This window comes from Paraniabella aurantiaca, assembly GCF_050309965.1.
Classification (GTDB): Bacteria; Bacteroidota; Bacteroidia; order Chitinophagales; family Chitinophagaceae; genus Niabella.
In genome coordinates this window covers 329,399-354,878 of the sequence record NZ_JBLOSY010000003.1, presented here as the reverse complement: position 1 = coordinate 354,878, position 25,480 = coordinate 329,399, and the positions used below count along the sequence as shown (strand labels likewise).

The 25,480-nt window shown below is 40.4% G+C and carries 25 protein-coding genes and 1 pseudogene; 13 read left to right on the top strand and 13 right to left on the bottom strand.

Annotation, left to right across the window (positions count from 1 at the left end):
• Positions 1 to 21 precede the first annotated feature (21 nt).
• From ACLOAU_RS24780 to ACLOAU_RS24760, 5 genes are all read left to right on the top strand, one after another.
• The gene (locus tag ACLOAU_RS24780; RefSeq protein WP_427864603.1) at positions 22 to 1,881 is read left to right on the top strand and encodes a SprB repeat-containing protein; all 1,860 of its coding nucleotides are present in this window, start codon (positions 22 to 24) and stop codon (positions 1,879 to 1,881) included.
• Positions 1,882 to 2,235: 354 nt separating this feature from the next.
• Positions 2,236 to 3,063: a hypothetical protein gene (locus ACLOAU_RS24775; RefSeq protein ID WP_427864602.1), complete on the top strand. Its 828-nt coding sequence runs from the start codon at positions 2,236 to 2,238 to the stop codon at positions 3,061 to 3,063.
• 33 nt (positions 3,064 to 3,096) lie between these two features.
• Positions 3,097 to 3,717 (top strand): hypothetical protein, encoded by a 621-nt coding sequence (locus ACLOAU_RS24770; RefSeq protein ID WP_427864601.1) that lies wholly within the window; start codon positions 3,097 to 3,099, stop codon positions 3,715 to 3,717.
• An 8-nt stretch (positions 3,718 to 3,725) separates the two neighbouring features.
• Positions 3,726 to 3,899 carry a hypothetical protein gene (locus ACLOAU_RS24765; protein WP_427864600.1) on the top strand — a complete coding sequence of 58 codons (174 nt, stop codon included), beginning with the start codon at positions 3,726 to 3,728 and terminating at the stop codon, positions 3,897 to 3,899.
• Positions 3,900 to 3,943: 44 nt separating this feature from the next.
• On the top strand, positions 3,944 to 4,936 hold the full coding sequence (locus ACLOAU_RS24760) for a hypothetical protein (RefSeq protein WP_427860151.1): 993 nt from the start codon (positions 3,944 to 3,946) through the stop codon (positions 4,934 to 4,936).
• Between the two features lie 43 nt (positions 4,937 to 4,979).
• On the opposite strand, the gene ACLOAU_RS24755 is transcribed toward ACLOAU_RS24760, so the two are convergent.
• The 5 genes from ACLOAU_RS24755 to ACLOAU_RS24735 form a co-directional block, all read right to left on the bottom strand.
• Positions 4,980 to 5,354, bottom strand: a complete 375-nt coding sequence (locus ACLOAU_RS24755; RefSeq protein WP_427864900.1) for an acyltransferase family protein — start codon at positions 5,352 to 5,354, stop codon at positions 4,980 to 4,982.
• Positions 5,355 to 5,474: 120 nt separating this feature from the next.
• A complete protein-coding gene (locus tag ACLOAU_RS24750) occupies positions 5,475 to 5,846 on the bottom strand; it encodes a hypothetical protein (protein WP_427863492.1) in 372 nt (123 codons plus the stop codon).
• 576 nt (positions 5,847 to 6,422) lie between these two features.
• The gene (locus tag ACLOAU_RS24745) at positions 6,423 to 6,662 is read right to left on the bottom strand and encodes a hypothetical protein (RefSeq protein WP_427860328.1); all 240 of its coding nucleotides are present in this window, start codon (positions 6,660 to 6,662) and stop codon (positions 6,423 to 6,425) included.
• A gap of 393 nt (positions 6,663 to 7,055) precedes the next feature.
• A complete protein-coding gene (locus tag ACLOAU_RS24740; protein WP_427860329.1) occupies positions 7,056 to 7,934 on the bottom strand; it encodes a hypothetical protein in 879 nt (292 codons plus the stop codon).
• A 43-nt stretch (positions 7,935 to 7,977) separates the two neighbouring features.
• Complete coding sequence (locus ACLOAU_RS24735) at positions 7,978 to 8,436, bottom strand: hypothetical protein (RefSeq protein WP_427860330.1); 459 nt, start codon at positions 8,434 to 8,436, stop codon at positions 7,978 to 7,980.
• Between the two features lie 313 nt (positions 8,437 to 8,749).
• On the opposite strand from ACLOAU_RS24735, the gene ACLOAU_RS24730 reads away from it, so the two are divergent.
• The 7 genes and pseudogenes from ACLOAU_RS24730 (at position 8,750) to ACLOAU_RS24700 (ending at position 14,301) form a co-directional block, all read left to right on the top strand.
• Positions 8,750 to 9,073 (top strand): hypothetical protein, encoded by a 324-nt coding sequence (locus tag ACLOAU_RS24730; RefSeq protein ID WP_427860331.1) that lies wholly within the window; start codon positions 8,750 to 8,752, stop codon positions 9,071 to 9,073.
• A gap of 10 nt (positions 9,074 to 9,083) precedes the next feature.
• The gene (traM, locus tag ACLOAU_RS24725) at positions 9,084 to 9,608 is read left to right on the top strand and encodes a conjugative transposon protein TraM (RefSeq protein WP_427864899.1); all 525 of its coding nucleotides are present in this window, start codon (positions 9,084 to 9,086) and stop codon (positions 9,606 to 9,608) included.
• A 186-nt stretch (positions 9,609 to 9,794) separates the two neighbouring features.
• A pseudogene (locus tag ACLOAU_RS24720) lies at positions 9,795 to 10,013 on the top strand (conjugal transfer protein TraO); the annotation flags it as partial.
• 549 nt (positions 10,014 to 10,562) lie between these two features.
• Positions 10,563 to 12,113 (top strand): BspA family leucine-rich repeat surface protein, encoded by a 1,551-nt coding sequence (locus ACLOAU_RS24715; RefSeq protein ID WP_427860332.1) that lies wholly within the window; start codon positions 10,563 to 10,565, stop codon positions 12,111 to 12,113.
• A 510-nt stretch (positions 12,114 to 12,623) separates the two neighbouring features.
• Positions 12,624 to 12,968: a hypothetical protein gene (locus ACLOAU_RS24710; RefSeq protein ID WP_427860333.1), complete on the top strand. Its 345-nt coding sequence runs from the start codon at positions 12,624 to 12,626 to the stop codon at positions 12,966 to 12,968.
• A gap of 387 nt (positions 12,969 to 13,355) precedes the next feature.
• Positions 13,356 to 13,889 (top strand): helix-turn-helix domain-containing protein, encoded by a 534-nt coding sequence (locus ACLOAU_RS24705; RefSeq protein ID WP_427864898.1) that lies wholly within the window; start codon positions 13,356 to 13,358, stop codon positions 13,887 to 13,889.
• 79 nt (positions 13,890 to 13,968) lie between these two features.
• A complete protein-coding gene (locus ACLOAU_RS24700) occupies positions 13,969 to 14,301 on the top strand; it encodes an integrase core domain-containing protein (protein WP_427860334.1) in 333 nt (110 codons plus the stop codon).
• 322 nt (positions 14,302 to 14,623) lie between these two features.
• Here ACLOAU_RS24700 and ACLOAU_RS24695 read toward each other — a convergent pair whose 3' ends face one another.
• The 6 genes from ACLOAU_RS24695 to ACLOAU_RS24670 form a co-directional block, all read right to left on the bottom strand.
• A complete protein-coding gene (locus tag ACLOAU_RS24695) occupies positions 14,624 to 15,781 on the bottom strand; it encodes a BNR-repeat neuraminidase N-terminal domain-containing protein (protein ID WP_427864599.1) in 1,158 nt (385 codons plus the stop codon).
• A gap of 86 nt (positions 15,782 to 15,867) precedes the next feature.
• Positions 15,868 to 16,131 (bottom strand): hypothetical protein, encoded by a 264-nt coding sequence (locus tag ACLOAU_RS24690; RefSeq protein ID WP_427864897.1) that lies wholly within the window; start codon positions 16,129 to 16,131, stop codon positions 15,868 to 15,870.
• A gap of 23 nt (positions 16,132 to 16,154) precedes the next feature.
• Positions 16,155 to 16,385 (bottom strand): hypothetical protein, encoded by a 231-nt coding sequence (locus ACLOAU_RS24685; protein WP_427864598.1) that lies wholly within the window; start codon positions 16,383 to 16,385, stop codon positions 16,155 to 16,157.
• Between the two features lie 268 nt (positions 16,386 to 16,653).
• Positions 16,654 to 17,091: a hypothetical protein gene (locus ACLOAU_RS24680; protein ID WP_427860341.1), complete on the bottom strand. Its 438-nt coding sequence runs from the start codon at positions 17,089 to 17,091 to the stop codon at positions 16,654 to 16,656.
• 67 nt (positions 17,092 to 17,158) lie between these two features.
• Positions 17,159 to 18,940, bottom strand: coding sequence for a RagB/SusD family nutrient uptake outer membrane protein (locus ACLOAU_RS24675; RefSeq protein ID WP_427860337.1), 1,782 nt, complete (start codon positions 18,938 to 18,940; stop codon positions 17,159 to 17,161).
• Between the two features lie 32 nt (positions 18,941 to 18,972).
• On the bottom strand, positions 18,973 to 22,221 hold the full coding sequence (locus ACLOAU_RS24670) for a SusC/RagA family TonB-linked outer membrane protein (RefSeq protein ID WP_427864597.1): 3,249 nt from the start codon (positions 22,219 to 22,221) through the stop codon (positions 18,973 to 18,975).
• A gap of 619 nt (positions 22,222 to 22,840) precedes the next feature.
• Here ACLOAU_RS24670 and ACLOAU_RS24665 point away from each other — a divergent pair.
• The gene (locus ACLOAU_RS24665) at positions 22,841 to 23,437 is read left to right on the top strand and encodes a TetR family transcriptional regulator C-terminal domain-containing protein (protein ID WP_427864596.1); all 597 of its coding nucleotides are present in this window, start codon (positions 22,841 to 22,843) and stop codon (positions 23,435 to 23,437) included.
• Here the strand turns inward: ACLOAU_RS24665 and ACLOAU_RS24660 are convergent.
• Together ACLOAU_RS24660 and ACLOAU_RS24655 are read right to left on the bottom strand one after the other, a co-directional pair.
• Positions 23,424 to 23,729, bottom strand: coding sequence for a CBU_0592 family membrane protein (locus tag ACLOAU_RS24660; RefSeq protein ID WP_427864595.1), 306 nt, complete (start codon positions 23,727 to 23,729; stop codon positions 23,424 to 23,426). The two genes, ACLOAU_RS24665 and ACLOAU_RS24660, sit on opposite strands and share 14 nt — an antisense overlap.
• Positions 23,730 to 23,735: 6 nt before the next feature.
• Entirely contained in the window at positions 23,736 to 25,433 is a 1,698-nt protein-coding gene (locus ACLOAU_RS24655; protein WP_427864594.1) for an ABC transporter substrate-binding protein, read from the bottom strand.
• Between the last annotated feature and the right edge of the window lie 47 nt (positions 25,434 to 25,480).

Below are 25,480 nucleotides of genomic sequence, written 5' to 3'. Positions count from 1 at the left end.
TCTTTTCATAAAAACTATTATATGCAATTGCCGAAGTATTGTATGTTGATGAGCATCTTATTATTCCGGGTGATTCTATTTGCTCAAAGCGGTTCGCAAACCTTTGACGCATCCGGAACCTTTACGGTTCCTGCAGGGATTACAAAAATATATGTGGAGGCCTGGGGCGGCGGCGGAGGTGGCACGATCTCTACGATAGGGGCTGCTAATTACAGGTATTCCGGAAGCGGCGGCGGCGGCGGTGGTTTCTCCAGGGGGTATATTACCGTTGTTCCGGGTACTAGTATTAATGTTATTGTGGGTGCAGGAGGAGGGGTAGCCCTGGCGGGTGGAAGCTCTTCTGCAGGTGGGGTAGTGGCCGGGGGCGGCCAGGCAGCACGCTTTGAGCGAATAGGCAGTGCTGCGGTAAATACTTTTGGAGGTGCCGGTGGTACAGGTACTTTTCGAGGAGGCAATGGCGGCAATGGTGTGAGGTCGGATCCTGGTCAGTCATTTGGTAATGGTGGTGGTGGTGGCGGGTCTGCAACCAGAACAGCAAATGGTATGTCTGGTAGTGGCTACACGGGCGGCAGTGGCGAAGGAAACGGGGGAAGCGGCTCTATTGAATATATCATTTATACCATACCGTCAACTGCCGGCGCAGCTCCGGGCGGCGGTGGCGGCGACCATAGGAGCGGTGCTGACGGGCGGGTTATTATCAGCTGGACAGCCCCTGTGAATGCCGAAATAAGCAAGACGGATATTACCTGCTTTCAGGGGTATGGCACTGCCCGGGTTACTGCTTCGGGAGGTGACGGCACTTACGCCTATTTATGGACCCCGGGTAACCTGAGAACCGCCGAGGTCAATAATCTGTTACCCGGAGCATACACCTGTTTGATCACCAGTGGACATGAGCAAACAACCGTATCTGTTGAAATCTCCGAGGGGCCGCAAATGCCTGGCCTTATACCTACAGGAAATAGTAGTGCAACGGTTAATCAAACAGCCGATGGCAACTATAACTATTATTTATCAGGATGCAATACGGCTATTGCCATGATCAATACGACCAATACACCTGATCCCTTGAACGGTCTTACCACAGTAAGAGTTTGGGTAAATGAAACACAGGACCGAAGGTATGTAAGACGACATTACGATATACTGCCTCAGAATAATCCATCCAATGCTACCGCAAGAGTTACCTTATTTTTTAGCCAGGAGGATTTTGACAGCTACAATGCTACACGGCCTAAAATACTGTTACCGGTTGATGCCAATGATAGCCGCAATTACAGGGGAAATATCTACATTGAAAAGAGAAGTGGTAATGGCAACGGGGTAATAAACCAGTATACGGGGGCTCCTGTAACGATACATCCGCAGGAAGTTGTTTGGGATAATGTTGCCAACCGTTGGGAAGTTGTTTTTTTTACAACCGGATTTAGTGGATTCTGGCTGAAAGCCGGAGATGAACCCATAGCGCTGCCCGTAATTTTTGGTGCGGTAGAGGCTTCTGTTAGTAATGGTATATTAGCAGTGAACTGGACATCGCAGGCCGAAACCAATAATGCTTATTTCCAGGTAGAATCATCGGCCGACGGCAATTCTTTTACTATTATCAGCGGTAAGATAGTAACGCAGGCAGAGGACGGTAATTCGAGTGTTCCGCTTCAATATCGCTTTGCGCGCACTTACGCCGGGACTGTTGGCGCTTCCATATTTATTTTACTGTCGTTGCTAAGTTGTCGCAGTCGTAGGCTTTGGACACGACTATACCTGCTCTTTTCATTACTGATATGGGCATTCTTTGCGTGCAACAAATCCGCTAATGATCTTTTGGATACCAGCCGGAATGATGTATTCGTGAGGATCGTACAACCGACAAAGATGGAGTAAAAACCTATTCTAAAACAATTAAAGCTATTAAACAATAACCCTCTAAAAAAATGATCATGAAAAAAACTATGCTCCAACTCTCCATAGTGCTTGTATTATTTGCCTGTACAAAAAGAGATAAACTATCAACTGACAATGATGTATATACCCAAAAATAGCAAACGAAAAACTTGCAGTCAAGGGTGACAAAGCCCGTGAAGCCGATGGCACGTTACTAAAGCAATTGCCGGTGAACACTCATATCAATGAAGAGGTTGAAAAGCATTAAGTGAAATACTGGAGCCCGTTCGTAACCAGTTACAAAAAGCAATTGAAAGTGACGGAACCGGTAATTTCAAAAAATATGAAGCAGCCGTGGCATATGCAAAGAGTTTAAAAGATCCTGAGCTGCAGATCCGGGCAGTGGAGCGTTTGCGAAAAGAGTTCTATCCCTTTATTAAAGAATTGTGGGAGAAAGCCGCTATCGACGAAAAAAAATTTCAACAGGCAATATTAAATATTTTTCCGGAGAACCTTAGAAAAGGGATACAGTTCCAGGAGTTTTTGAATTTTACGATGGGGCCTTCCGAAAAGCCAGAGCCACCCATTCCGCCGGCTCCGCCTGCACCCGAAAATATCTGTGTTAATGTACACGACTTTATGCAGGGCGCCTTTTGGAGGGATGGCTTATTAGTGGGCGGTGTACGAATTTCCATCAGGCCAACGGATGGAAGCAGCGCTGCGTTTGCCACGGTAACTACTACGGCTATCAGTGCAGGTGCTTACACCGGCTGTTCCTGGCTACTCAATAGCATCGCCATGCCCGGAACATTCCCCATTGATGCCAGGCCAATAAGGTATAAGAAAGCTATTAACTGGACAGCTAATGCAACAGCTGTTGCTGTTTTGGGCGGCGCCTGGTCTACTATTGCTTATACCATTAATGCAAACACCGATAAGTTTACGGATCCGGGTGGCGAGATCTATACCGCTGTAGCCCCGGTAATTTTCGTTTGTGTATTACCTAAATCCGCTGCTGTTAGCGATGAACAATTGCTTAGTAAAGTACAGTTGAATACATTGAATTTCGGTGGAGTGGCTTATGCCCAGTCTAAGAGTATATTGATACTGTCTCCGGCTTTCTCTACGGCCACATCCACTATTAGCATAGCGCCGGGGAAGTGGACCGCCTGTGAAGAGTAAAGCAAATGATCTCGTTACCAATTTTAAATTATAATGAAAACAATTTTTAAAAGGATCTCTTCCTGTACAATAGTTTCAATGATGTTCTTGTTGGTGTCCTGTACAAAATCGGATGATATTGCAAAGCCAGGCGAAGCAGCAAAGGAATACAAACTTTCTGAGGTGATTCGCATATCAGCTTCGGGTACTGATACCACAACGATTATATATAAAGGCAACGAAGTAATACAAACCACCCGTTATTCCAATAATACCTCTGTATATACAACAACATATACCAAAGGCAATGGATTTTACAATAGTTCGGTCGTTGTTAATAATCAACCTTCTTTTTCAGGCTATATGCGGGTACATGCCAATGGCTTTATAGACTCTGTATATAGTATGAGGGCAGATAAAACGATCAATAATATCAGCAACTACTATTATGATAATGCAGGCTACTGTACCAGGATGACCAGTAATTATATTACTTATGAGAATGACTACAATATGTACTATGAAAACGGCAACTATAAATACTGGATCAATCATTTCAGGAATTTTACTACGCCTTCACAAAACCGGCGGGATTCCATTGTATTGAATTCACTGTTATCCCCGATAAGCTGTCTTATAAAACCAGCCTGGCTGACCGGTTTGGAAAAGCTTTGAAAAACCTGGTGCAGAAAAGGAGCTACTATAATCGCTTAACCCGGTTACTTTACCAAACCTGGGAGTATCAGTATCAGGTAAACGAAGCCGGACTGGTAACTGAAGAAGTATGGAATATTTATGATCAACCGGCTGCAAAGCTTATCCGCACAGATACTTCGAGGATGAAATATAGTTATTGAGCCGTTTGTTTAAACTTATTATATCAATCAATAAATAGAAAGTTATGAAACGGATTCAGGCTACACTGTTAGTGGTACTCGCGTTGAGTACATGGGCTTTTATTGCCGTTAGGGACATTATTAACGAATTGGGTATTAAGCATAGTAATGCCCAAAACTATATTTTAAAGAACCTGGTGGGGAATTTTGATGCCACACCGATCGGAAGCGATGCCGTAGAAGATGTAGGAGGAAGTTCTTTAGATGCGCAATTAAAATCATTTAAAGTACCGTATATACGCAACCTGAAAAGCATGGTTGCAGGTGATAAAGCCGCGGTAGCCAAAGATGTTTGTAATTATGTAAAAGAGTATATCAATAGCCATGAGTTTATTGAAGCGTATACGGAGCTTCGGGCTAAAACAAAACCGGTTTCGGAACCCCCGCGGTTATCCCTGGCAGAAGTTCAGAATATTGAAAAAAGTTTAGTACAGGCTGAGAAGGCGCTGACGCAGGCAGCTGGATATATGACCAAACAGCAACTGGCCGAAGCAAAAAAAGCCATTGCAGAACAAAAGCTACAGATACAACAGCAAAAAGATCCTACACCTAATAAAACACGGTGGGAAAAAATGTACCCGGCCGATCCGGCGGTAATGGTAAAGAAACGTTTGCAGGAGTACCTGGCATTAGCAGCAACAGTTGACTTTAAAGCGGAAATAACTGGCTCTGGCGGCAGCCGCACATTTGTTAACCCTGCTTATGAAGCCAGACCGGTAAAATGGAAAGTGATTTATAGAGCCGGTAAAGAGGTGAATGATGTGGTTACCGGCTTTGTAAAACAATGGCTGGCGGGCGAAATAATTGCAAAGGAGAAAACGACAATGACCCAATACAAAGACGTTGCTATGTCATCGGGCAAGGGCAATGGTAGCGCTGGTGGCGGTAAGCAACAGGAGCGGGACGAAGATTCCGGCGATAACGAAAGCATTGTAGCCGGAAAGGCTAAAGAAGTGAAGAATCTTTTCAAAAAAGTGAAGCAAAAAATTGTAGAGTAGCCGGTGGATTTTACAATTTAACCAACCATAAACAGCAACTATCTTAATCTATTTTTCTTCTTAAATATTTCCGGATAGGAATGTCCAACCCGATCATAATGATGTAGGCGAATACAATGAGCAGTACGGTTCCAATAGGGATCACTACCCACATTTGATCCATTGAAAGCGGATGTTTTTCCAGGTAACTTAAGAGCAGCCATAGTATGGGATAATGCACCATGTATAATGGATAGGAAATAGCACCTGAAAATTCGCAGATCTTTTTCGCCCTTCCCTTCAATGAAATACCAGCGCCTAAAGCTACAATTAAAGGAAAATAAAGAATAACGATCAACGGATCCACAAAGGGAGCGGTTGCTGTTGTATAAGGCACCAGGAAGGATGCCAGCAGTAAAAAAACAAAAAAGGAGAAGATAGAAATCCCCTCCGTTGTTTTACATGAGAAAAAGTTCGAGGTTATTTGTCGCCTCTTTTATATTTTGAAACTACCTCAGTATCACCGGTGCTGTTGGCATTGATATGAGTGTAGTGTTTGTTATCTTTTAAAACGATTCGTAATTAACACCATTTTGTTGCTTACTTCGGTAACGCCATGGATTTCTTTGCCCGGGAAAGAAGATTTTACTCCAGCCAATACAACCGGGGAAAGTGCATCTTCTTTATAATAGCGAACAGTTTGGATCAGGTTGCCCTTGGTATCAAATGTAGCTCTGGTCTTTACGTCATTAGCGGTGAAATATGTCTCTACACTATTGGCTGTTTCACTCCAGGTTACATCAACGGCGCTTTTAAAGATAGCTGTAAAAGTTGCCTGCGCTTTTTCACTTATAACTGGTTCTACAGGCGAAGCAGCGGCACTAAAAGTGATCGTTAATAAGGTTGCGGCAGACAGAATTAGATTTTTCATTTTATTTGTTTGTAGTAGTTATTATCAATTGTTTCACAAACATAAGCTCAAGGGCTGCCTGGAGTCAATACCATAATGGCGAACTACGTCGAAATCACCGGTGAATAGCAGTTTTCTTATGGTGAATACCTACAGCCGAGTTTCTATTTGTGCTTTTCAAAGAATGATGCTCCTTTTTTGAGCTTCCTATATACATTTTGCAGGAAGGATTAGAATGTTACAGTTGTGGGAACAGGATTTATCGCCATAACATATTTTAAACACAAGCACTATACCTTGAGTGAACTATTGGTATTTCTCTCTCCGAAAAATGTTAGTTGAATACATAGTGTTAGCCTTTATTTACCGTCCTTATCGGATCCCTTACAGCACATCTCTCATAGGTTAGCGCCAGAAACCGGAGTAAATAGTCGGTTGAAATCCTGCTTACCGTTATTAGCAAATATAATAACCTACTTGCTCCATCAACTCCCTTTTACCGGTTACTGGGCCTTGCTTCGTGCCGCACCAATGAGGATTATCTTTGATATCTACTGTGTTCGCAATACCACAAAAATTAAGTTGATGATAAAAAGCTTAAAGATCCCGTATCTTCTTTCCCGGCCCCGTATTAATATACTCACCGCTCAACATCCTGTCCAGGTCTTCTTTCTTAAAGTAACCGCCATTATTCTTATAAACCCCAAATTCTTCACATTTTTTGGCAAACTGTGTTCTGGCCAGGTTACAATAAATTAGCGCTTCTTCTGGCTTCAAAAAAGGCTTGAAGCAAAGTGCCACAGCTTTCATGACAACTATATCTTGTTTCCTAATCATTTTTTGCTTCCTTTCATTTAATACATTATTAAGATAATCTCCTGACCCTTCAATAAAGAAATCAGGAGATATTATCACTTTCAAGTAAAATCCTCTACATAAACCAGGCTACCTAAAACCGGACTATATGATCTGATATATTTTATATAACCGTACTCTTCCAATTCCCTCATACATCGGTAATATGCTGTCTTTCCAAGCTTTGATACATCCCGTAGCCGGACTTGTGTAATCGAAACGGGATTTTCTCCATTGTTCATACACCATTGCTGGAATATCGCAATGTAAAGCGCAATATGATGGGGGCCTACACGGTGATCGCAACTAGCTTTTACTAAAAAGCCAATCATTTGCTTAAAATACATATTTCACAATTTTAGTTTTCATAAATGCTCATCTAGGAGGTTCATTTTCTCTCGAGCGATTCTCTTCTTTTTGATACGCGTTCAAACGCTCCGTAATGTTTTGTAAAAGGTTATCTTTATTAGGTGCTAAAGCTTGCTGAAGCTCGATCTTAAGAGTGGCAATGGAATAGATCAAATAACTTTTGGACGGACTGCTGTTGTAATCTACATAGTTTCTGGCATCCGTAATACTTGTGAATCCTTTAACCCTGTCTTGGGGAAGTTCTAAGATATCTGACTTTAGAGTAACAAAGGAGTATCCCTCCTTTTGTAAGGCTAGAAGTGCCTTTTGGAATGATGCGATGTCCTGTCTCATAATGATCCCGCTCATAGCGTTATCCAGCAACTTGGGTTTTGAGAAAAAAAACGGTTCGTTTATGGAGTGAGGGGGGACATGCAGTTTCCATAGCTCCTTTGCCTTGTCTATTCCTCCGTCTAGCCGGGATAGGAGTTTTAGCTCTGCGATTATCTTTTTTATCTCGTTTTTACCCTTATTCCATTTGTATCCCCAATCAGAGTAATCGTAATACCAATCAGCTTTTGCCATTTGCTTTGAGATGGCCATTGCAAATACGTTTTTTAAATCTTGTTCTTTTTCCGCGATATTCTCCTTCAGTATGCGTTTTGCGTCATCTTCTAAAAGACTTAAAGATCGAAAGGTGTAATACCCTTTATCAGTAGGAGCCATTAACATATACTTGCAAGCTTCAAAGGCTGTTTTGTGAAATGTGATGTCTTTTTCCGCTAGTGTCTCACCTTTAATCTGAATAGCAGCAAACCGCTGCTCTCTTTGCCTTTCCTGCGCCAGTCTTTTGCTAAACTGTTCCACTTCGGCTTTTTCGATTCCTTTAAAAATATCAATACTCATTACTCCGCTTTTCAAAGAATTTATCCACAATATCACTATCTCATCAATGAAATTTATCCATCAAGTCCATGGTAAGGCCGGCGTAACCACTGACTACAGCGCCTTCTGCGGCACTTAAATAATGCACAGCTCCCATAATGTCTATGCTGGTAACTGCAATCCACCTGCCCACGCGTTTAAACAAGCCAGGTCGGTCTTTATTTACCATTGCCATTGTTAGTGGGGTGTTTTGCATTTGCAAGTAGGTGAGGAGTTGGGTCGGCTCATAGGGTTTTGACAGCTTCGGTTTACAGTTCCACCGATAGCCAGAGAATCTTGCGGTTGAGCTGGCTTTTAAAATCACTTCTTTGTCGATTTGTGGGAGCGTGCTTTCCAATACTTCCTGTTCAAAACCAGTAATAGTTCGCTTCAGTTGTTGAAAAGTACAGCCAGCCTCACCTACAGAGTCCACTATTGTAAATAGCTTTTCAAGCCGGGTTTTTACAGAATCGCTCCAGTTCAACCGATTAAGAAAACTATTGGGGTCATTAGTGAATTCAACAATCTTTTGAGAAATCTCCTCATGACTGGCCTTTTTTATTGGAGTGGTTGATCTTAGTTACATTCTGTAATCTAACCCGAAAATATCTTTATTCAGCGGAGAGGCTTGCTGGGGAACTTCTTATCTTGATTGTGAGACCCGGAAATTCTAGGGGCAGATTGCTATTCGTTTAAATATTCCCAAGAGTACTGTGAAATATCATATTTCCGAGGCAATACTTTTTCTTAAAAAGCGCAGTTAAAAATTCTTAAAGAGAGTTAAAGTCCGTTAGTGAGTGTTAAAATTTCATAAGAATAACTGTCTTTGGGAAAATATTCTCAACGGAAGCGACGGGCATGAAGAGCTTAGCACACAAGAAGAGCGAATGCGATCTATTGAAAATATTCACAACAATATAAATGCTTTCGAGCAAAAAAAGAGGAAAAGGAAATTTAGGGATTATACCGTTGCGGCTGTTATTACTTTAGGGTTTGTAATTGCACGCATTACGGGATATAATAATTTCATTAAACCAGATATTTATTTTGAACACACGCAAAATATTACAGTAAAACTAACAGATGGTTCTATTATAGCATTGCTAAAGGGGCTGAGCTAACCGTAGGAAGATTTTTCCTGTCAGATATCGAGACGTATTTCTCAAAGGTAATGCCATATCCAAGGTTTCAAAATCTAAAGAGCATCCGCTTATTGTTCATGGTTCACTTGAGCCTGCCAGGATCGTTAAAATGACAATCTCGTTCGAAACCCTGTTGACCGCGACAGCAAAGATACAGGAAGGAAGATTAGTGCTACAGATCACGTCCGTAGAATATAGAGGTAATATAGTTCCTATAGATATTTCGGCCTATGATCTGGATGGTCAGCTGGGTCTAAACCTGCCCTATTCTCCGGAGGTAAATGCCTTTAAGGAGATCGCTTCCGGATTGAGCAGTTCTGCCGGCACCAATATAACACTGAGTAGTTCTGCGAGGCAGCATATGATCTCTGATCTGACTAAAGAAGTAATACAGAGAACTACGGGCTATATCTCTAAAAGGATCGGGCATATCAAAGTTACCGTTAAGGCAGACCACCAGTGTTTTTACTTCCGAAAAAATAATAATCTTAATTACAGTACCTATGAAAAATAGGTGTGAGACAATAACAGGATTTGTTCTCCTGTTTACGGTTATGTTCTCGACCGTTAGCGCACAAAATGAAGACAACAATTCTAAGGCCGATACGATTAGGGAGACATCTTATAGGGCTGTCGTTCCCTATGATGTGTATGTGACTTATAATAAGACAACCCATTTTATTTTTCCTTCGGCGATTTAGGAGACTGGGCCAGGAACTTTTCTGTTAATTGGGGTCTTAGTGTGACAGGTGGCTATGGGACAATAAACAGAGGTGAAGAGAGATTTGCCAATAGCGCTGTCATACTAAGTCAAGATAAATTTATCTATGGTGGTAGCGCCAGGCTTTCTATTGAAACATATTTAGGTAACCGGCTTCTTTTGTTGATGCAGGGAAAATGTAAGTATCTGCTGGGATGATCGTAAGAGGGCTTCAGACCTGCAACTTCAAAACACTGAAAAGTTTGTACTCTATTCTACGGCACACTCAGGAGAAGAGGGTCATGAATTGATATATGGATAGCGGACAATTTTGGTAATGAACAGACGGCAAACTTTTCTTTTAATATTAAATAATAATGATAATAAAATTTCTATATAGTTAATTATTGCTAATATCTGAATAGCTATAGAAAGAAACTATCAATAGATCATTGAGTCAAATTTGAATTTTCGATAGTTGCTAATTTCGCTTGATCTTTTGAAGATACTTAGTTGATAGTGAATAAGCATCTTACTCCGATATTCAAATTTAACTGTGTTTAAGTTTTATAAAATCCAGAGGTACGTCTAGTGTGGCTGCTACTCTTCAATGTACTAACAATAAAATGGAGCTTCTTTAAGCAACAAAACAAAATACGATTCGCTCTGGGTTGAATATAGTCAATTCAAAATCGAACGATTCTATAGGGCTAAAATACAGACACAACGCCGTTCCTTATTTTCTAATTATTTCTATAAATTCTTATCATGAAAAAAATGTCTTTTTTTTTACTTTTATTTTTGGCCATTGAAGCTATAGGGCAACGCCCATACATTACAGTCTGGAAAACAAACAATAGCGGAGTCAGCGCTACTAATCAAATCAGGGTACCTGCTGAGGGGTCTTATACATATGTATGGGAGGAGGTGGGAAACCCAGGCAATAATGGCAATGGAAGTGGTGCGGACGAATTAACCATTACGTTCCCTTCTATCGGTACTTACCGCCTTTCAATGACACCAACTGGTACAATACCTTTTCATCGTATTGCCTTTCCCGTTTCTCCGCTGGTTGATAACAGGAAGTTGCTGTCTATCGAACAATGGGGCGATGTGGTCTGGAGTAGTATGCAACGGGCATATTACAGGTGTAGTAGTTTGGGTGGTCTAGGGCCTGTCGATGTTCCTGATTTAAGTAATGTAACAAACATGGCAGCAATGTTCCAGGAGGCTGGTAGTTTTAATTATCCTATAGGGAATTGGAATGTAAGCAACGTAGTTATTATGGATGCGTTATTTTTTTCTGCTACCAGCTTTAACCAGCCTATAGGAAACTGGGACGTAAGTAACGTTACATCAATGGCAAGTATGTTTTGGAACACACCAAGGTTTAATCAACCTATCGGAAACTGGAATGTAAGCAAGGTTACCAGTATGGAAGGTATGTTTGCCTATGCTACTGACTTTAATCAGGCGATAGAGGGGTGGGATGTAGGTAATGTTACAACAATGAGATTAATGTTTATAGACGCACGAAATTTTAACCGTCCAATTGCCAATTGGGATGTTAGTAAGGTGACTGTAATGGATTGGATGTTTTCTGGCGCTCGAAGTTTTAACCAAGATATCGGGATATGGGATCTTTCTGTTCTAGCCAATGCAACAAGGATGCTAGATAACAGCGGAATCAACTGTGAGAACTACAGCCACATATTGCACGGTTGGGCGAATAATCCACTTACTCCTTCGGGAGTGCCATTGGGTGCTGTTGGTCGTACTTATGGAGTTGCGGCGGCAGTTGATCGTGATATGCTTACTAATACGTTGAATTGGACGATCAATGGTGATGGACAGGGGTCCTGTGTAGTGACGTTGCCTGTGGTTTTTAATGACGTGAAGGCGCGGTACAGGAATGGGCAACTGATTGTAAACTGGAGAAGTTTAACAGAAACCAGTAATAGCCATTTTGATATTGAGGTTTCTGCGGATGGAACAAATTTCACAAAAATAGGTACTATAAAGAGCAAAGCCATTAATGGGAATTCGAGCCAGGAGCTGCATTATGAATTTATTACTGCTTACAGTGGATTGGCAGCATTGGGTCTAACCGCTTTTATGTTCCTCGGTGTCTTAGGCAAAAGAAAATCCCGTCTAATGTTATCCCTGATAGGGATGGTATTGGTTGTAGTCATTTCCTGTAGCAAATCTGTAAGTGAAGCAATAGATAACAAGCAAAAGATTTTTTATATAAGAATAGCACAAACAGATAAGGATGGCACAAGGACCTTTTCCAAGGTAATTAAAGTGGTTTCTGAATAAAGAGGCATATGTTACTATCATATACAAGGTTAGCCCGGTCGAAGACCGGGCTTTTATATTATTAATATTCAAGTAGAATATTATTCTTGTTCTTTAGATCTTCGGGGCAATTCAAAATGTGATCGGAATCGATTTCTATCCATGAAGGAAGATAATCTTTCATTTGACCGGCACGAATGCGCTGCAGGATTGATCCTGATTTGCGTTCATTTCTGGCCAGTTCTTTGTTATATAATAAAAAGTTTAAATAAGCTGATATGGTAGTAGTTAAGTCAATTCAAACCAACTATAGAGATGTAATGAGATCAAAATTCTAATTTCTTCCTTAGAAATGTATCTGGCCGTATATAATTGGAATGCTGCTATTGGGGTATGGACTGCCATTACCACAATTGAATACTTTACTATCGGGAATAATATACTTTTTTCACCTTTATAATTGTTATCCTGCTCCCGGTATATCATTTCAGTGCAAGAAATATCGTAAGGGCTAACCCATTTGATGCGGAAGTGCTTTTTAGTGAACAAAATATTGTTGTCAGGAATAGGAACAAAGATCTGGATGAAGTGAAAGACTGGTCGTGGATAAAGCGTATGAATATGACCAGAGGAACTGTTATGTTAGACCCCAACCAGCCAGAAATACTGGATAGGGAAAAGTTAACAGAAAATGAATGGCTTTTTTTTAAGAATATCCAAGAAAAAAATCCAACAGGAAGAACAAGTCTTTTATTGTTCAAAGAAAAAGCTTGCAGCCTGTTTGAGAAAATACAGCGGGAGGTTTTGGGGAAGCAGGAGATTTTATCAAGGGGGCTGCACCGCTTTAATAAGCGAAAAGGCGTTTCCGTCCGATAGGAAGGAAGCGTCTTTTCGCCGCCTGGTGGCCCAAAATTAAAGGCTTAGACTTGCTGCATATTGTAGTTAAAGAACAATACCAATTGTCTTATTCATGCTTTAAACACCACTAATAAACCTAATCGTTTTATTAGTGGTAGGAATTTGTATTGTATTTACGAGGAATAACTTAATATGTGAAGTTTCAAGACTTTCGCTACATTTTCTCTATAATTATTTACGTAGATTTGGTTAAGGCTTGTTTAAAATAGTTGCCTGTCTTCATTCGGGCATTATCATGTCAAAACTATCAAAGACAACTGTTTAAAACGGGCAAGCTCGTGGCAGACGATTGCCGTTGGAGGTTATTTATTAATTCATTTTTCAATGGATACTAAGCAAAGGTAAATCAAAGCTAGAGAAACCTGGATAAGGTGTTATGAACAGCTGGGTTCAATAAATAAAGCTGCTCGAAAGTGTGGTATTCCCCGATCTACCTTGTACAGATGGATAAAGCGATTTAAAGATAATGGTAAGGATGCCTTAAAAGTTCATTCCACACGTCCAAAAGTTTTAGCTAAACAAAAGGTCAGTGATGAATTAGTCACACTTATAAAAGCCATACGAGTTGAGTATAATTTTGGCCCACAAAGAATAAGCCTTCATCTTCTTCGAGTCCATAATATGGATATTTCTGCACCTACGGTTTGGCGGGTAATTAAAGAGAGCGGAATGCCTAACATAAAAAAATATAGGAAGCATGGGCAGACAACCCGCTACAGCAGGCCCATTCCAGGAGATCGGGTTCAAATGGATGTTACTAAAATAGGCGCCAAATGCTATCAATTCACGGCCATTGATGATTGTACCCGGATGAGAGCAATTAAACTGTACCCAATAAAAAGCAGAATCCACTGTAGATTGTCTGGGTTATGTGCTTGATACTTTTCAATTCCCTGTACATAGGATACAAACTGATTAGGGAACCGAACTTTTCAATGATTTATTCCAGGAAGAGCTAATGGTTCATTTTATAAAATTTAGGCCCATTAAGCCTAGAAGTCCACATCTGAATGGAAAGGTCGAAAGATCCCAACTCACAGATAAATCAGAGTTTTATTCAATCATTAATCGTAAAGAAAGAACTCTCGATCTTGCTACGAAATTACTTGAATGGCAAAATTTCTATAACTACAAACGCCCTCATGCATCATTGAATGGGAAGACCCCAAACGAAAAACTTCTTGAATTGGAAAACCTGATACCTATTCAACCAGATGTAACAACAAAGTATTGGGAACAGGAAGTCGAAATAATACCACGAAACAGCAAAATGTACTACAGAAATCGATAGGCATTTTGTCTCACATGTCTTGAAATATCACATCTTAGGACTGAATTGGTCAAAGGCTTATTTGGTGCTGTATTGTGATTAATGCTAATGTTTTTTTTAGCAACGATGTGAATTGTGCAATTTGTGATATTTTTAATCGTTTGTAAGTTGAAAAGTAGTGAGTACCCTGCATGATCAGATGGCCAAACATCATCGATGTCAGGAGCTGTCCTTATTATCTTTGAAGTAATTGCTTTTATTCCACACCCCTTATAATAAATGAAATCTATTCTGCAGGCAGGCAATTGTCCGTAAATAGGTGACCATGTACCTTCTGATTGCGCTACTTCATTGGGGTTTTTTCCCTGAAACTATCTTTATATCCTTTGGCCAATAAATAACGTGAAGTCGGGAAAGCAACAGGTCCATATCCAAAATGTAAAGGAATGGCAGCTTTTGTCCAGTCAAGGTGGCTACATGAGTTGAAGTCGCCTCCAATGATCACTGGTATATTTGAGTCTTTCAGATATGGTTCTGTGTCTTTTGAAATAATTTCGTGTATGTCTAACAGGTTTGACATAGAGTCCTTTGCTATCCATAAGTTAGTATTTGAACCCTTGTTAGGGTAGAGTGAAGTGTATTCGGGATTAGTTGCATACCTGAGCCAACAAGCATTCACCAGAATTTTTTTGCTATTGGGTAAAGTGAGTATCACTGGATTTGAATTGAAAGTGCTATAGGGAGGTAAATGTTTAGCTATAGGAAAACGGCTATATATGGCAAGATTGTCATTAGAAGATGCTGTACTTAGAAAGTAATTTAATGATTCGGCAATACGCAATTGTGAGCCATATGCTTCTTGCATAGTAATAATATCTGCATGTGTTGCTTTTATTAGATTTATAATGTTGTTGATTCCGTTATTTCCTACGTGTATACCTCCATGCCATATATTCCATTGTAAGACTTTTATAATATTGGCATCGGTGTAATTGTTAGGTGTTATTGTTGGAGCAATAGATGAATTTGTAGTCTCCGGTGTATAATGCCTATTATTTAACTCAAAAACAGGAATGTCTATTTTTATCTTATTTCCTATGGCAGCCTTGGCAGAAAAGTCAGCTGTAATCAAGAAATAATTTATACCCGCAGATAAACGAATAGGCGTATTTCTTTCTGAAAGAACAATTTTTTTAGATGGGATTGTTCCTTTTCCGAATATTTCTGATTTTATAGTTGAATGAGCTGTCTTGCCTGTGTGATAAATATGTATTCGCGAAATGTCTGATAGAGCTGATACTGACGATAGGTCCAGAGTTATGCCTGTAAGTGCTAATGGTGTTAGTGAACCGGTAACCGCAATTCTTAATTTTAATATGGCGTTGTCGGAAGCTCCTTGGTCAATGTCCCATTCGCTATGAATTGTTATTGCGTTAAATAATTTCTGTTCTTTTGCGGGTTTTACAAATTTTGGATTATCATTTATTTCGGTATATGCCAACGGCTTTTGTCCTTTATAATTATTTCTTCCGTTTCGTAAATGATAAGCTTGGGAACCTTTTCCTACCCAATTAATAGCAGATTTATCTATACCGTCATTAAATTATAGTAAGCCACAATTTTCTTAAAATTAGGATGTGACGGATTAATAGATTGGTGTGCCCATTTTTGTATTGTCTGTGCAGCTACCTCAGTCTGCCAAATGCGAACTTCATCCACCCAACCCCCAAAAGCAGTTTTTCTATTTTCGCATACTCCAATGGCACCTGGTATGATTGGAAATGCAATTCTCTTACTGCATATTTTTACGCCATCCAAATAGAGATGAGTGAAAACTCCGTTACAGCTAATAGCTACATGGTGCCACTGATCATTTAAAATGGTAGGAGATAATAATTGTGCGCCGGCGCTATGTAATTTTCCTTTTTGATAACAAGTGGCAGATTTTCAGCCGTATTTAAAGCGCTGTATTCACCACCGCCAAAAATCACCTCTTCTTCTTTCCAAGAGGTGTCATTTCCTTTGATCCATGCTTCCAGAGTCCAGGGCGCTTTCATAATCCCTATACCTGTACGTATCTGATTATCTTCTCCATCCAGATGCAAAGCAAGGTTGTTGTCAGCATTTTGGGCAAATATTCCAAGGGGGATACAATGGAGTAGACATATAACAATATGGTTTACTCTTTTTGATAAGTCTTCTTCTACCCTGGGCCATAAATAAATATGTTTATATAATTGTAATACTTTTTAAATATAAAAGCTGTTTTGCAGGTAAAGGCCGTTCACTGGAACGACCTTTACTTATCGAAGGATAAATGAACAATGTAATTTTTAAATCAGGCAATGAACATTTCTGTTTATAGTTAAGGCATCAAATATTAATTACAAAAGTAGCCTGTGATATCCAGGTGCCATTGTCATCATAATATACCGTAATTGTTCTGGCCTGTCCACAACCCGATTCTGCTTTAAAGAATACACCAAATATGTTTTCTGCTGATGTAACTGGTGTGTAAGTAATAGGATTGCCATTAACAACAGTATAAAAAGCGCATCCATCTTCACTTACTACTTTAAATTTATTACCAACATTCAGGTTGTTATACTTAAAGTAAACTGATTTTGTATAAGGCGATGGAGGCGCAGGAGCTGCATGCACAGTAATGCCGGCAAAATTGCTTTCTTTTAAGTTGGTAACTTTAATTCTACTAACACCAGGGGCGCTCATATCTGATACCTCAGCGGGAATGTATGAAATAAAAGATAGAGACAGAACAAACAATAAGAGTAATAAAACATTCTTTTTCATTGTAATTTTTTTTTGAGAATTATAAAATTTGAGAGTTTAAATATTTGAATAGCTTTTTACGATTTCCTTATTCCCAACCATGGGGTTGTTGCAATTTTGGGTTTTGCGTTGTTTGTGATATCGGTATCGGGAAATAATAATATTTTGGAGCTACAAATGTTCTGGGTGCTAATCCGGTTACAATAGGTCCTCCGGTTTCTCCGTTCTCTAATGGAATGCTACCTGATTGGCCAAAAGTGCCTACTTTATAATAAACAAGTGTCACACCAAGCGAGTTTTTTATTCTTTGATCAACGGGAGGAATTGTAGCAGTTCTGCTTACTAAAATTATATCTGCAACATTGTCTCCTGTTAAATCATATTGGCCCAGTCCTGGGAAATACATTCCCTGTGGATACTTTTCAAATACCTTACCTCCATTCCAACGCATTAAGTCATCGTACCGTTTGCCTTCAAATGCAAACTCCACTCTTCTCTCTCTTCTGATTTCCAAAATAGCTCCTTTATTGGCGCCTGTTACATCAGAGAATTTATTCGCTAAAACCGGATCTGGGTTGGCATTTGCATTTGCAAGGTTGAGCCCGGGTATACCGGCTCTTGTTCTTAATAGATTAATGGACTTATCTATATCTGCCTGAGTGAGGCTGCCGAGTTCGGCACTGGCCTCAGCATAGGTAAGCAGCACTTCAGCGTATCGTAATTCCGGAACGTCTGCGCCGCCCCTTACGTTTGGATCAATGCTGTTTTGATAGCCTTTTTTCTGGTAATATCCTGTAAAACCCGTACTTAAAAGTGGTACCAGCGGAGTTGTGGCCGGCAGCCTTACAAATCCAGGAGTCATAAATGTTGCATAGATCCGTGGGTCTCGATTTTTAAATTCTTCTACGTATTGTTTTTTCTGGTAGTCGTCAGTACTGGTAAACCGTGAACCGTCTATCATTAAGTACTCTTGTACTAGGTCTCTTGAAGGAGATTGCTCAAAGTTGGCCGAAACAACACTGTTGATGTCAGAGCCCGCTTGTTTTGCTACATCATAAACTGTATTTAAAATCACTTCCTTGTTCGCGCTCAGGTCCTGGCTAACAAACAGGTCGCCATAATTAGGTGTCAACAAAAATTTTCCGGAAGTAATAATATCGTTAGCCTGAGTTTTTGCCAGCTCCAGAAAACGGTTGGCAGTATTCTGCAAATTTAATTCGGGATGGTATTTCCTGTAAGTGCCCTCATGTAATGCTAAACGGGCATACATTGTTTTAACTGCCCAAAGACCCGGTGTTCCTGCCGGCACGCTTTCTCTTACATTATTTACGGCATAGTCCAGATCTTTAAAAATGCTGTCTATAATGAGGCTTCTGGGATCACTGGCCTTATACAAACTTGCAGAGTCTGATGCTTCAATTACGTGGCTGTACCATGGAACATTTGAGTATACTTTCACTTTATCCATATAGAATAAAGCCCTGTAATATCTGGCCAGACCTGCATAATGATTTTTTACTTCTGCGGTGGTATTAGCGCCGGAATAGTTATCTAAGAAGTAATTAATATTTCTTAGAGTAGACCAGCCCCAAAAGCTGGGCGTATTGTCGGCAGATATATTACCAGCGAGCATATTTTTCATGCGCACATTTCCTGTTGTTGAATAATCATCTGTTGATTGCTCGTCACTGTTTACATAAATGCTTGTTCCTCTCTTACTCAACATGCCATTCACATATAGGCTTAAATCACTTTCTGTTTTAAAATAAAGTTGTGGCGAAATAACCGTTTGCGGGTATCGGTCTAAAAAGTCCTTTTTACAGGAAGCCGTTGCTATGATCAACAAACATAAGTATATATAATTTTTCATTTCTTTTGCTTTAAAATTTTTACGATCGATTACTAAAATGTAACATTTAAGCCTAAAGAATATTTTCTCTGGTAAGGGTAGGCCCAGCCGTATCCATCAACAATAGATTCAGGGTCGAGATACTTTTTGATTTTAGAAAATTCGGTAATGTTGTCGCCAGTAAAAAATAATCTCAACCGGTCTATTCCTATTTTCTTTGTTAACTGGTTTGGAAGTGTATACCCAACTGTTATGTTTTTAACCCGTAAATAGGATGCATTAAGTAAGTATTTCGATTGTGCCAGATCTAAACCATAATCTTTGCCTCCCTCGTGATAGTTATTGTCTGCCAGCCACGATTGTAATACCGGATAATAGGAGTTGAGATTTGCGTCAGCAAGTCCCGCGTTAATATAAGCTTGGGGATAGCCCGCTCTTTCTTCGGCAGAAGCAGCTTCAGGCCTGTAGAAGTCAAGTAACCAGGGGTACATGTTGGCGTATGGCTGCTGGTAAAGCCCCCAAAACAAATAATGTTGAGGATAATAATCCATTTTACCCACCCCTTGTAAAAAGACGGATAAATCAATATTGTTCCATGACATATCTACATTAAATGAATACCTATACCGGGCCTGGCTATTCCCAATTATTTTTAAGTCTTTCGGATCTTTATCGCTAAGCCCCTGGATGATTTTTTTATCTCCGTCCTGGTCAATATACTTCGGCCAGCCTGGTACAATTTCAAGGGCTCCCCAAGGAATAATTGCCGACTGATCCAGAGTGGCTATATCTGCCTTGTCTTTAAAAAAGCCATCACTTTCAAGACCCCATATTTCTCCAACTGTCTGTCCTTGTCTCCAGGCTGCTGAAAATAGTCCAAGTGGATTATCGTATTTCGTAATCTTACTCTTGCTGTCCCATAACTGTCCTTTTATAGTGTAAGAAAACGGTTTGTTAGCTACTATAAAATTGTTATTATAGCTCGCTGTAAGCTCCCATCCATTTGTAGACATGTCGGCAGCGTTTTGCTGGGGCGCACTGCTTCCCAGAACGGCCGGTAGTACCTTAGCGGGGCCAAGCATTCCGGTGGTTTTCCTTACGTAATAGTCAAATGTAATATTCAGATGGTTCTTAAAAAGTCCTATGTCGGTTCCAAAATTGTTCGAGATAACACTTTCCCATGTATAATTATTAGGATCGACTGACAGGTTAGGAGCTGAGGTAACAGGCGTTCGGTTGCCACCAATAAGATAGCCGGAGGTTCCAATTGGCAGATTCTGCAAATAACCGTAATAGGCTACCGACTGATTACCCTGATTGGCATATGAAGCCCGCAATTTAAAATTAGGAATTATGTTATTTAAGTTATCCCAGAATTTTTCCTTGTTTACTACCCATGCCCCGGACACTCCCGGTGTAAATGCCCACCGGTTGTTGGAGGGAAACCGGGAAGAACCATCTCTGCGAGCTATAAAATCAAGAATGTAACGATCTTTGAACGAATAGTTTAAACGGCCAAAATAGCTGCGAATAGCATATTCGTAGTAGGAGCTGCCGAAACCAGACTGAGAGATGGAGGCCGATGTATTATCAACCGTTAGTGAAATGTAAGGCAGGTCTCTTGATATAAGCTGGTTTCTGCTGGCTGAGGTAGGGTCCCATTGATAGTTCTCCTGGTTGTAACCAGCAGTTAGTGCAAAGCTATGTTCTCCCCATTTTTTATGATAGTTCGCAAACAGATCGTAAATATCCTGAACAACAGTTCCGTTTACAGTAGAAATATAACCAGGAGTATTGACCTGACGTACATCATTAGGGCCATACCCTACTTCAAAAGGCAAGCTGGAGTAGTTGCCTTTCCATAGTTCCCTTTTGTTGCTCATAGATCCTGTAATAACCAGGTCTTTATCAAAGAAGCTAAGAACACCTCTGAGGATATTATTAAATCCAAAGCGGGTTTCCAAATTTCTGCCACCATCAACCAGCCCTCCTGCTAAAATACCGGCGCTGTTATTACCCCAGGTGCCATCCGGATTTTTAGGTACGTTAACAGGCTGGGTATAGTAAACATCTGTTACATTATAGGTCGGTAAATCTTTTTTCAACTGGTAAATGGTCATGTTGTCTTCGATTTTCAACCACGACAATGGATTGATGCCTATATTGCCTCTAAAGCCGCTTCTGGTCCAATCATTCTTTGTTATTTTAATAAGACCATTTTCTTTTGTATAATCGGCAGATAACAGGTAGGTGATGGGCATTTTTCCAGAAGACGACCCGCTAAAAGCAAGATTTTGATAATGAGAGAAATTACTTTTGCTAAAGAAGTAATCGTTAAAGTTGTTACTCCCCATATAGGCCCACTGTGTCGGATCGTCGGGATTGGGCCTGACATCTTCTACCGATGGGTCGTCGGAACGCTGCTTTGCCCATTCCTGCTCCCAGGGAAAGAAGGTGCCATAGGAGTTGTCATTCCATGGAGAATTTTCGAGGGCTATACGCCTTAGCTTTTTATAAATGTAAGGGTCGGTAATCGGGTCGGGCATCACCGTTCTTTTGGACAAAGCAAAGTAGTTATTGTATGATATAGTTTGACGTCCTCCCAGTTTACCTTTTTTAGTTTCTATCATTAAAACTCCGAATGCCGCACGGGCTCCATAAATAGCAGCTGTTCCGCCATCTCTTAACGTCGTAATTGATTCTATATCGGTTGGATTTAATCTCAACATATCATCTATCTGTGATGCTATTCCGTCGATCAGTATCAATGGCGATCCGCCGCCTCCATTAATGGATCCCATTCCTCTGATATTAATATTAGGAGTGGCTCCCGGCGAACCGCCGGCATAAGAAATATTGAGTCCTGCACTTAGTCCCTGTAGTCCTTGCAAAACATTGGCAACAGGGCGGTCGGAAATTTTCTTGCCTGCAATCTGATCTACAGCCCCCGCTACGTTTGTCCGTTTACGGGTACCATAACCTACAACCACCACTTCGTCCAATCCCTGCTCATTTTTTTTAAGTACGATGTTTATAGGTCCGGAGATGTCGGTTTCAACATCCTGGGTTGTATAACCAATTGCTGAAACGGTTAACAGGTCTTTTGAATTTACAGACACGGTAAAAGCTCCTGAAGCATCGGCCTGTACAGTAATGCTGGTTCCTTTCACAGAAATTGTGGCCCCTGGTATTGAAGCCCCTGTTTCATCTTTTACGTTGCCGGTTATTTGCCTGGTTTGCGCAATAACCGATGTAACCGCAAATAAGAAAAACAGCAGAATAGGTAGTTTGAATTTACTCATTGCAATTGTTTTTTTAACTAATAAATGATATAGCGAGAGATATAATTTGTTTTTAAAGCCTTGATTATTTGAAGCACAAACAAAAATTACAAAACATATACCGGCATGCACTGACACAACAGGAGAATACAGTATGAGATAAAATGATATTCTGCTATTTGCTAATACAAATTTAAATTGAATGTTTATTCAATTTAAATTAAAACTTGTTTTTGCGCAAACGTTTGCATCGATAAAAGATAAAGCACATAACTTGTGTTATTGTATTCCGGTCGGTGCCTGTAAAAAGACATTCTCATTCTTTTATGGTTTAAAATGGTTTGAAGAGATTAATGTGTAGCCCTTATCCCTAAAATACTTCAACTGATCCATTCAAAAATCCGGTCAACGTGACTGTAATCCAACTCACTGTTTTCAGTCTGTCAAAAATATATGGCAATACAATACTAGAAAAATTAATTGAATGAACATTCAATTAATTTAATATTATTTTTGTGTTACTTGTTTTTTGTTTACAGATTATGTTTATATTTAAATTAATTTCCAGTTACCTTCTGGCAAATAAATATTGTATTGCCTAACTACTTACTGGTGTTGGCGCCACTCTAATATAACTACTATGGGAAGACGAAGCTTAAAAGATGCTCGACAAAAAGAAATTATTGAAGTGTTTTACCAGATAGCCAAACAAGAAGGCCTGGAAAATGCTTCACTGGCTAAAACGGCCGAACTGGCCGGGATGAATCCGAGTTTGATCATACATTATTTCAAAAGCCGCGAGCAACTGGTTTATGGGCTTATCGAATTTATACTGGATCGATACCTGCAGATATTCAACGTCCCGGCATCTGATAGCAGTACACCCAAAACAGTACTGTTGAAAATTATCGATAATGTATTCTCAAAGAAATGGAATGTTTTATTTGATGACAGTGTTTCTTATAGTTGCTATGCGTTAGCCTTACGCGACGAAACTATAGCGGGCAGGTACAGGCAGTTATTGGAAACACTGCGTAAGAATATGGAGCAATATATCAAAGCGTGTAAAAAAGAAGGATTGCTCCAGGTGGCCAATGCTGCGGTAACAGCGGATCTTATTTTTGTACTGGTAGATGGGGCATACTATTACCTAAGCCTTGTTAAAGATGAAAAAGAGTATGCGGCTGGTCTGAAACGTTATAAAAAGCAGGCCATTGCCCTTCTTAATTTTGTTTAGTCTTCCGGAAAAAAATAGCTAAAATGGCGATAACGGCTATGGACAGCCATGCCAGGTTGCAGATTAAATTAGGTCCGTCGTTCATATAGACCGCATGCACAATAAGGCCAACAGCTCCCAGTATGTTAAGGATATGGTAGGCCGGCTTATTGGCTTTTACTTTGTTGAAGCTTACCAGGAGGTAGGCCAGTAGATAAAATCCGGTGCCCAGCCATCCAACAAATGATGATACAGATTCACTTACAAAAGCTTTCAATAACGGAACAGCTAATAGTTCAATGCAAGACATCATAGTACTTTAGTTGATTCGTGTTTTTCGGAGTTCCAAAAGATTTAAAGCGTTAGGGGTAAAGCCGCTTACGTTTTTCTGCACCAGGTGGATCACTTTATCATACCATAAAGGCACAACGGGCGCGTCGTTAATTACTATCTGATCTGCCTGCCTGTACAATGTATACCTGATGGAGTCATTGGTTTCCTTTATGGCCTGTTCAAAAACCTTATCGAAAGCGGGGTTGTTGTACCGGGTATAATTGGGAGGGGCGGGGTTTTTCGAATAGAAAACCGACAGATAATTCTCTGCATCCGGATAATCTGCAATCCACCCGCCGCGGAAAAAAGCAGCTTTAGAACCTGATGTCATTTCAAAGAGTAATGATTTTTGTACCACTTCTACCTGTACCGGGATGCCTAATTCTTCGAGTTGTCTCGCTATAAAATTGCCAAAGTCGGCATAAATTGAAATGGTTAACAGCTTTACCGGTGCTAGCCCTTTCCCTCCCGCGAACCCCGCTTCTTTCAACAGCTGAGCCGCTTTGGCAGGATTGTAGGTATACCCTTTTACTATAGAGTCGTTGAACGAGGGAAGACCCATAGGAATAAAACCACTTTCAGCGGGCGTGCCTAGGGAATTTCTTAAATAAAGGATCATTTTACGACGGTCGAAACCATAGTTGATGGCCTGCCTGATCTTTTTTAACCTGAGCGGGGTATTCTTTACTATAGGATTGGTGCTATCTACTAAAATACCCAGGTATTCTATATTTAAATAGGGTTGCGTTTGCAGTTCTATTTTATCTTTCCAGATATCACGCAGCGTTCCTTTTTTAGTAAGTACTTCGTCCTTAAAACTAGGGTCAAGCTCATTGATAAAATCGAGCTGGCCCTGTCTGAATAAAAGGAACTCTGTGGCACGACTATCTTTAAAACTTATTTTAATGCCATCGAGGTACGGCAGGCGTATGCCCGCACTGTCTTTTTCAAAATAGTTTTCATTTTTACCGAAAATCAAAGCCTGTCCTTCTTCCCATTTTACAAACTTAAAAGGGCCGCTGCCTACCGGGTGCTGCCTGAAATCTTTGCCGTATAACCGAACCGCCTCCGGCGCTACTATGGAGCAATACTGCATAGATAAAATGCCCAGTATTGGCTGATAAGGCTGCAGTAGCCTGAGTTGAAAAGTAGTATCATTTAATGCTTTGAACGGCTGGATGCTGTCTACCTTGCCGTTAAAGATCCAGGCACCCGGACTAGCTGTGGCCGGATCAATAATGCGGTTGAGGCTAAATACTACATCAGCAGCAACCAACCTCCGTCCTTTGTATTGAGGAAAGCAAGCATCGTTATGGAATAATATGTCGGGCCTTAAATAAAATGTGTAAGTCTTTTTGTCATCGGAGATATCCCAGTGTGTGGCGATAGAGGGCTTGATATTCAAACTGTCATCAATTTCTACCAGTGTGTTAAACAACTGGTGGGCAGGCCACATGGTAGATTGATTTTTGGCAAATGCCGGGTCGAGGGATGCTATGCCCGTATATTCGTTATAATGGAATATATTTTTGCCGGATTTGCCTTTGGTTGTGCAGGAGCTGATGATTAGTAGGGTACAGGCCAATAACCATATAACGCGTGAACTCTGGCCTCTGCGACACGCTGCGGGCCGGCGGCGGGCACGCCATAAATCAGCTATATAAAATGTGCGACCGTTTATCAATTTATAAAAACAGATTTAAGGTTGAACGGTTAAATTTACACTTCAAT

Excerpts from the sequence above, each read along its gene's own strand:
- ACLOAU_RS24715 (WP_427860332.1), top strand. The coding sequence starts at position 10,563 with ATGAAAAAAATGTCTTTTTTTTTACTTTTATTTTTGGCCATTGAAGCT.
- ACLOAU_RS24750 (WP_427863492.1), bottom strand. The coding sequence starts at position 5,846 with ATGAAAAATCTAATTCTGTCTGCCGCAACCTTATTAACGATCACTTTT.
- ACLOAU_RS24760 (WP_427860151.1), top strand. The coding sequence starts at position 3,944 with ATGAAACGGATTCAGGCTACACTGTTAGTGGTACTCGCGTTGAGTACA.
- ACLOAU_RS24780 (WP_427864603.1), top strand. The coding sequence starts at position 22 with ATGCAATTGCCGAAGTATTGTATGTTGATGAGCATCTTATTATTCCGG.
- ACLOAU_RS24675 (WP_427860337.1), bottom strand. The coding sequence starts at position 18,940 with ATGAAAAATTATATATACTTATGTTTGTTGATCATAGCAACGGCTTCC.
- ACLOAU_RS24700 (WP_427860334.1), top strand. The coding sequence starts at position 13,969 with ATGGTTCATTTTATAAAATTTAGGCCCATTAAGCCTAGAAGTCCACAT.
- ACLOAU_RS24665 (WP_427864596.1), top strand. The coding sequence starts at position 22,841 with ATGGGAAGACGAAGCTTAAAAGATGCTCGACAAAAAGAAATTATTGAA.
- ACLOAU_RS24745 (WP_427860328.1), bottom strand. The coding sequence starts at position 6,662 with ATGATTAGGAAACAAGATATAGTTGTCATGAAAGCTGTGGCACTTTGC.
- ACLOAU_RS24680 (WP_427860341.1), bottom strand. The coding sequence starts at position 17,091 with ATGAAAAAGAATGTTTTATTACTCTTATTGTTTGTTCTGTCTCTATCT.
- ACLOAU_RS24670 (WP_427864597.1), bottom strand. The coding sequence starts at position 22,221 with ATGAGTAAATTCAAACTACCTATTCTGCTGTTTTTCTTATTTGCGGTT.
- ACLOAU_RS24740 (WP_427860329.1), bottom strand. The coding sequence starts at position 7,934 with ATGAGTATTGATATTTTTAAAGGAATCGAAAAAGCCGAAGTGGAACAG.
- ACLOAU_RS24660 (WP_427864595.1), bottom strand. The coding sequence starts at position 23,729 with ATGATGTCTTGCATTGAACTATTAGCTGTTCCGTTATTGAAAGCTTTT.
- ACLOAU_RS24770 (WP_427864601.1), top strand. The coding sequence starts at position 3,097 with ATGAAAACAATTTTTAAAAGGATCTCTTCCTGTACAATAGTTTCAATG.